Genomic DNA, 6,007 nt, shown 5'->3' on the forward strand with positions numbered 1-6,007 from the left:
GGACGGCAGGATTTTACCAAGCAGCGGGTGGGGCGAGGTTTTTCGAGGCGCCCGAAAATGAGTGGTGTCGATGCCACTTTGAACATCCGGAAGCTGCCTGGTCGCGCAAATCTTCCTATCGTGGCGATGACCGCAAACGCCTTTACCGAAGACCGCGAAAAATGTCTGGCTGCCGGGATGAATGACTTCATCACAAAACCTGTCGACCCCGAGCTGATGTTCAAGGCGGTGTATCGCTGGCTCTCCAGCAACGGCGTCCCGTCGAATCCGGAGTAAAGCCAGGCCTGTAAGCGCCCGCCGGGGCATCTGCTGTCCACGGCAGTCATCGCAAACGGCAGCACGCGGGTTATATTGCGACGCAGTAAAATTGCGACGCATCCCGGCACGCACGCTGTGCGCTCCAAGTGCTGACGCCCGAGACGTAACAAGGACCCTTCCATGACCCGACCCGATCCCTCCTTTCTGCGCAGGCTCTCGCTCGCCTGCGGGAGCTTTCTCTCCATCCTCTCAAAACCCGGCTTCGCATCCCGTGTCGAGGCCTTGAACGATATCGAGCCGGCTCCACAGCCCGTCGAGCCGCCCAAAGCGCCCCCCGCGCCGGTATCCCCGCTTCGCGAGGCGCCCCACGAGGCCGCGCTGCAGCTGCTCGGCCTGCTGCAGCGGGACGCGCGCTTCATCGACTTCATCGAGGAGGACGTGAAGGCCTATTCGGATGCCGACATCGGCGCCGCTGCGCGCGTCGTCCATGAAGGCTGCCGCAAGGTGCTGCGCGAACACTTCAGCCTCCAGCCCGTGCGCGCGGAGGCCGAAGGCAGCCGCATCACCCTCGCCGAGGGCTTCGATGCCGCGGCCGTGCGGCTCACCGGCAATGTCGTCGGCAAGGCGCCCTTCACCGGCAGCCTCAGCCACCGCGGCTGGAAGGTGAGCGACACCCGCCTGCCGAAGCTCGCCGCCGGTCACGACGCAAGCATCGTGGCCCAGGCCGAGGTGGAATTGTGAGCGCCCCGGTGAGCGCCCCGCGCTACGCCATCGGGATCGACCTGGGCACCACCCACTGCGCCTTGTCCTACGTGGATGTCACCGCCAGCGACGGCGAGAAGGTCGTCCAGCAGGTGTTGTCCGTGCCCCAGCTCACCGGCCCCGGCGCCGTCGAGGCGCGCCCGCTGCTGCCCTCCTTCCTCTACCTGCCCCACGAAAGCGAGCTGGCGCCGGGTGATCTCGGGCTGCCGTGGACGTCCGGGCAGGATTTTGCGGCCGGTGAATTTGCCCGCACCCGCGGCGCTGCAACCCCGATCCGCCTCGTGGCCAGCGCCAAGAGCTGGCTGTGCCACCCGGGCGTGGACCGCCGCGCAGCGATCCTGCCCGCCGAGGCGCCGGCCGAAGTGGCGCGCATTTCGCCGCTCACCGCCTCGATCCGCTATCTGTCGCACCTGCGCGAAGCCTGGAACAGCGCCCACCCCGACGCGCCCTTCGACGCCCAGGACGTGACCGTCACCATTCCCGCGTCCTTCGACCCCGCCGCGCGCGAACTCACCGCCGAGGCCGCCCGGGCTGCCGGTTACACCGGCATCACCCTGCTCGAAGAACCCCAGGCCGCGCTTTACAGCTGGATCGAACACAGCGCCGGCCAGTGGCGCAAGGACGTGAAAAAAGGCGACATCATCCTCGTCGTGGACGTGGGCGGCGGCACCACCGACCTGTCGCTGATCGCCGTGCTCGAACGCGAAGGCCAGCTCGAACTGCACCGGGTTGCGGTTGGCGATCACATCCTGCTCGGTGGCGACAACATGGATCTGGCGCTGGCCTACGGCGTTGCACGCAAACTCGCCGGCCAGGGCACCCAGCTCGACCCGTGGCAAACCCGCGCCCTCGCCCACGCCTGCCGCGGCGCCAAGGAAACCCTGCTGAGCGACGCCAGCGTGGACGCGGTGCCGGTGGTGGTGCCAAGCCGTGGCTCCAAGCTGATCGGCGGCTCGATTCGCACCGAAGTCACCCGCGACGAACTCACCCGCAGCCTGCTCGACGGCTTCTTCCCCGAAGTGGCGGTGTCCGACGCCCCCGTCACCCGCGCCCGCGGCGCGCTGACCCAGCTCGGCCTGCCCTACGCCCAGGATGCCGCGATCACCCGCCACCTCGGCGCCTTCCTGAGCCGCCAGCGCGGCGCCACCTCCGAGCTTGAAGGCTTTGCCACGCAAGCATCCGGCGACGCCTCCTTCTTGCACCCCACGGCCGTGCTGTTCAACGGCGGCGTGCTCAAGTCCGGGCTGATCGCCGATCGCCTGCTCGGCCTTGTGAACATCTGGCTCGCTGCCGAAAACGCAGCGCCGGCGCGCCTCCTCGGCGGCACCGATCTCGACCTCGCGGTGGCCCGCGGCGCGGCCTATTACGGCTACGTGCGGCGCGGCCGCGGCGTGCGCATCCGCGGCGGCACGGCACAGGCCTACTACGTGGCCGTCGAATCGGCGATGCCGGCCATCCCGGGCATGGAGCCGCCTATCCAGGCGCTGTGCGTCGCCCCCTTCGGCATGGAAGAAGGCACCGAAGCCGAACTGCCCGCGCAGGAATTCGGCCTTGTGGTGGGCGAGCCGGTGCGCTTTCGTTTCTTCGGTTCGTCGGTGCGCCGCCAGGACCAGGTGGGCACGCTGCTCGACTTCTGGGCGCCGGACGAGCTGCAGGAGCTGGAAGAAATCGAAGCCAGCCTGCCGGCCGAAGGCCGCCGGGCCGGCGAGATCGTCGCGGTCAGGCTGCACGCCCGCATCACCGAAACCGGCACCCTCGAACTCGAAGCCCTGCCGGTTGGCGGCGTCGATCGCTGGAAGGTGGAATTCGACGTGCGCGGCCAGGCGTGAAGCCCGTGCATGAATGGGCACGTCGATGAGCCGCTACCTCGTCGGCATCGATCTCGGCACCAGTAACACCGTCGTCGCCTATGCGGCGGAGGGGGATGCCGAGATTCGGCTGCTGCCCATCGACCAGCTGGTCGGCCCCGGCGAAGTGGCCGCGCCGCCGCTGCTGCCCTCCGTACGCTACCACCCGGCTGCGGGCGAACTGGACGCGACATCCGTGCGTCTGCCCTGGGCCAGCGGCGCGGGTGACGACGCGGCGCCCGTCATCGGCCGCTATGCCCGCGACCTCGGCGCCCAGGTGCCGGGCCGGCTGGTGACCAGCGCCAAAAGCTGGCTGTCCCACGCCGGCGTGGATCGCAGCGCGGCCATCCTGCCCTGGGGCGCCAGCGAGGATGTGGCGAAGGTGTCGCCGCTGGCGGCCAGCGCGAGCTACCTGGCGCACGTGCACGCGGCGTGGAACGCGCGCTTTCCCGACAGCCCGCTCGTGTCTCAGGAAATCGTCCTGACGATTCCGGCCTCGTTCGACGAAGGCGCCCGGGCGCTCACCCTCGAAGCGGCCCGCCTCGCCGGCCTGCCCAGGCTGCGCCTGATCGAAGAGCCGCAAGCCGCCTTTCAGGACTGGCTGTATCGCTATCGCCACAGTCTCGCTGCCGAACTCGACGGCGCCCGGCTGGTGCTGGTATGCGACGTGGGCGGCGGCACCACCGACCTGACGCTGGTCCAGGTCGAGCCCGGGGCGGACGGCGCCCCCCCAAAACTCACCCGTATCGGCGTCGGCGACCACCTGATGCTGGGTGGCGACAACATGGACCTGGCGCTGGCCCATCTTGTCGAGCAACGCCTTGGCGGCACCGAGCGCCTGTCGGCCGCGCGCTTTTCGCAACTCGTGCAGCGCTGCCGCGTGGCCAAGGAGCAACTGCTGGCGCCGGATGCACCCGAGCGGGCAAGCGTCACCCTGCTGGGCGCGGGTTCCCGGCTGATCGGCGCCGCACGCTCGGTTGAACTGGCGCGAGAGGACGTGGAGCGACTCGTCGTCGATGGCTTTCTGCCAGTGGTTCAAGCGGATGAATCGCCCCGGCGGCGGCGCACCGGCATCGTCGAATTCGGCCTGCCCTACCCCGCCGATCCGGCCATCACCCGCCACCTGGCGGCCTTCCTGCAGCGCCACGCCAGCGCTGCGCGGGCCGCGCTCGGTGCGGCTGCGCCTGCTGACGACACGCTGCCGGTGCCCGATACGCTGCTGCTCAACGGCGGCGTGTTCCGCGCCGGCCCCATCGCCCGGCGGCTCGAAGAAACCCTGGCCCGCTGGCGCGGCGCCGGGCTGCACGTGCTGCACAACGACGCGCCGGACGTGGCGGTGGCCCGGGGCGCAGTCGCCTACGGGCTGGCGCGCACCCAAGGCCAGGGGCCTGCCATCGGCGGCGGCTCGGCGCGCAGCTATTTTTTGCTTCTCGATGCTGACGACGGGGTTTCGCGCGGCATTTGCGTGTTGCCCCGCGGCACCGAAGCCGGCCACGAAGTGCATCTGCCGGCGCGCAACTTCGCGCTGCGCCTGGGCCAGGCGGTGCGCTTTCACCTGGCGTCCTCGGTGGGCGACAGCCCCTGGCAGGCCGGGGATATCGTCGAGCTGGCCGGCGAGGACTTCATCCGCCTGCCGCCGCTGGCCACCGCTCTGCCCGCGCCCGAGGGCAGCCGCCGCCGCGATGTGACGGTGCAGTTGATCACCGCCATGACCGAAGTCGGCACCCTGGAAATGCATTGCGTCAGCGCCGACGATCCGGCTCGCCGCTGGCTGCTGGCCTTTCAGTTGCGCGGCGATGCAGCCAGTGCCGACGGTATTGCTCCGCCCATCGACTCACCGCAACTGGCCGGGGCCATCGATCTGATCGACAGGGTGTTCGGCTCAAGCTCACAAGCGGTGGACGCCCGCGAAGTGCGCGGCCTGCGCGCCCGCCTCGAACGCCAGCTCGGCCCGCGGGAAAAGTGGGATCTGCCGCTGCTGCGGGCGCTCTTCGATGCGCTGATGGAACGCGCGAGCCGACGCCGACGCTCTGCCGAACACGAACGCACCTGGCTCAACCTGGCCGGCTACACCCTGCGCCCCGGCGCCGGCGCGGCCCTCGACGAATGGCGTATCGAACAGCTTGTCGGGCTGTTCGAACAGGGGCTCCAGTACGTGCAGGAGAGCCGCAACTGGTCGGAGTGGTGGACGCTGTGGCGGCGCGCCGCCGGCGGCCTGCCCGAGGCGGCCCAGCTGGAAGTACTGGAAGTGCTCGCCGGCCACCTCGAAGAAGCCGATGCGGGCAAGCGCACGCGAAGCCCCGTCCAGGGCAGCCATGACGACATGGTGCGGCTGGCCGCCACGCTGGAGCGCGTACCGGCCATGCACCGGATCGAAGTGGGCAAGTGGCTGCTGACGCAGCTCGAACGACCTGCCGGAAAAGCCCACATCGGGTGGGCGCTCGGTCGCGTTGGCGCGCGGGAATCGCTCTATGGCAGCGCCCACACGGTGGTGCCGGCCGACATCGCCGCCGAGTGGCTCGACGCGATCCTCGCGCTCGACTGGAAGAACGTGGAACCCGCCGCCTTTGCCGCCGCCCAGATCGCCCACCTCACCGGCGACCGCTCCCGCGACCTGCCGCCTGAACTGCGCGACCAAGTGGTGCGGCGCCTCGCTGCGATCCGTGCCCCCGAGGGCTGGATCGCGATGGTGCGGGACGGCGCCCGGCTCGATGAAACCGCCCAGCGCCGCAGCTTCGGCGAATCCCTGCCGCCGGGGCTCAGGCTGATCGGCGAGCAATAGCCCTGCCAGTAAATATCGCTTGTCGAAAGGCAGAGGCAGAGCCAGCAGGTAGGTCGGGGTAGCCCGCAGGGCGTAACCCGACACCAACATGAACATCGATGGACACGTCCGATGTCGGGTTACGCTGCGCTAACCCGACCTTGTATTATTTTCCTCATGCACCAGCACCCGATCGCCATCGACCTTGCCTGGCGGTCGGGTGTGCATAGTCGGGGGGCACCCCGACTGAGTGGCTGGATGCCGTACCCGCCCTTGGGCCGCGCGCCCGCATGGTAGATCTTGCAGCGGCCACTCACCCTCACCCAAGAGATCGAACAGTATCTTTGGCCCGGCCAAGCCGAGAGCCCGCATTCACAAG

Annotated in this window: 4 protein-coding genes; all 4 read left to right on the forward strand. The window is 69.4% G+C overall.

The annotated features are described in order from the left end of the window. Window positions 1-276, forward strand: a 276-nt coding sequence (locus Q1W26_RS03475) for a response regulator (protein WP_300435915.1), incomplete at its 5' end; no start/stop codon positions are given. Window positions 277-438: 162 nt separating this feature from the next. After that, complete coding sequence (locus Q1W26_RS03480) at window positions 439-999, forward strand: DUF2760 domain-containing protein (protein WP_300435918.1); 561 nt, start codon at window positions 439-441, stop codon at window positions 997-999. After that, entirely contained in the window at window positions 996-2,849 is a 1,854-nt protein-coding gene (locus Q1W26_RS03485; protein WP_300435921.1) for an Hsp70 family protein, read from the forward strand. Before Q1W26_RS03480 ends, Q1W26_RS03485 begins: the two co-directional genes overlap by 4 nt. A 25-nt stretch (window positions 2,850-2,874) precedes the next feature. Beyond that, the gene (locus Q1W26_RS03490; RefSeq protein WP_300435924.1) at window positions 2,875-5,649 is read left to right on the forward strand and encodes an Hsp70 family protein; all 2,775 of its coding nucleotides are present in this window, start codon (window positions 2,875-2,877) and stop codon (window positions 5,647-5,649) included. Window positions 5,650-6,007 lie beyond the last annotated feature (358 nt).

Origin of the sequence: Zoogloea sp., from assembly GCF_030157465.1 — a bacterium.
Classification (GTDB): domain Bacteria; phylum Pseudomonadota; class Gammaproteobacteria; order Burkholderiales; family Rhodocyclaceae; genus Zoogloea.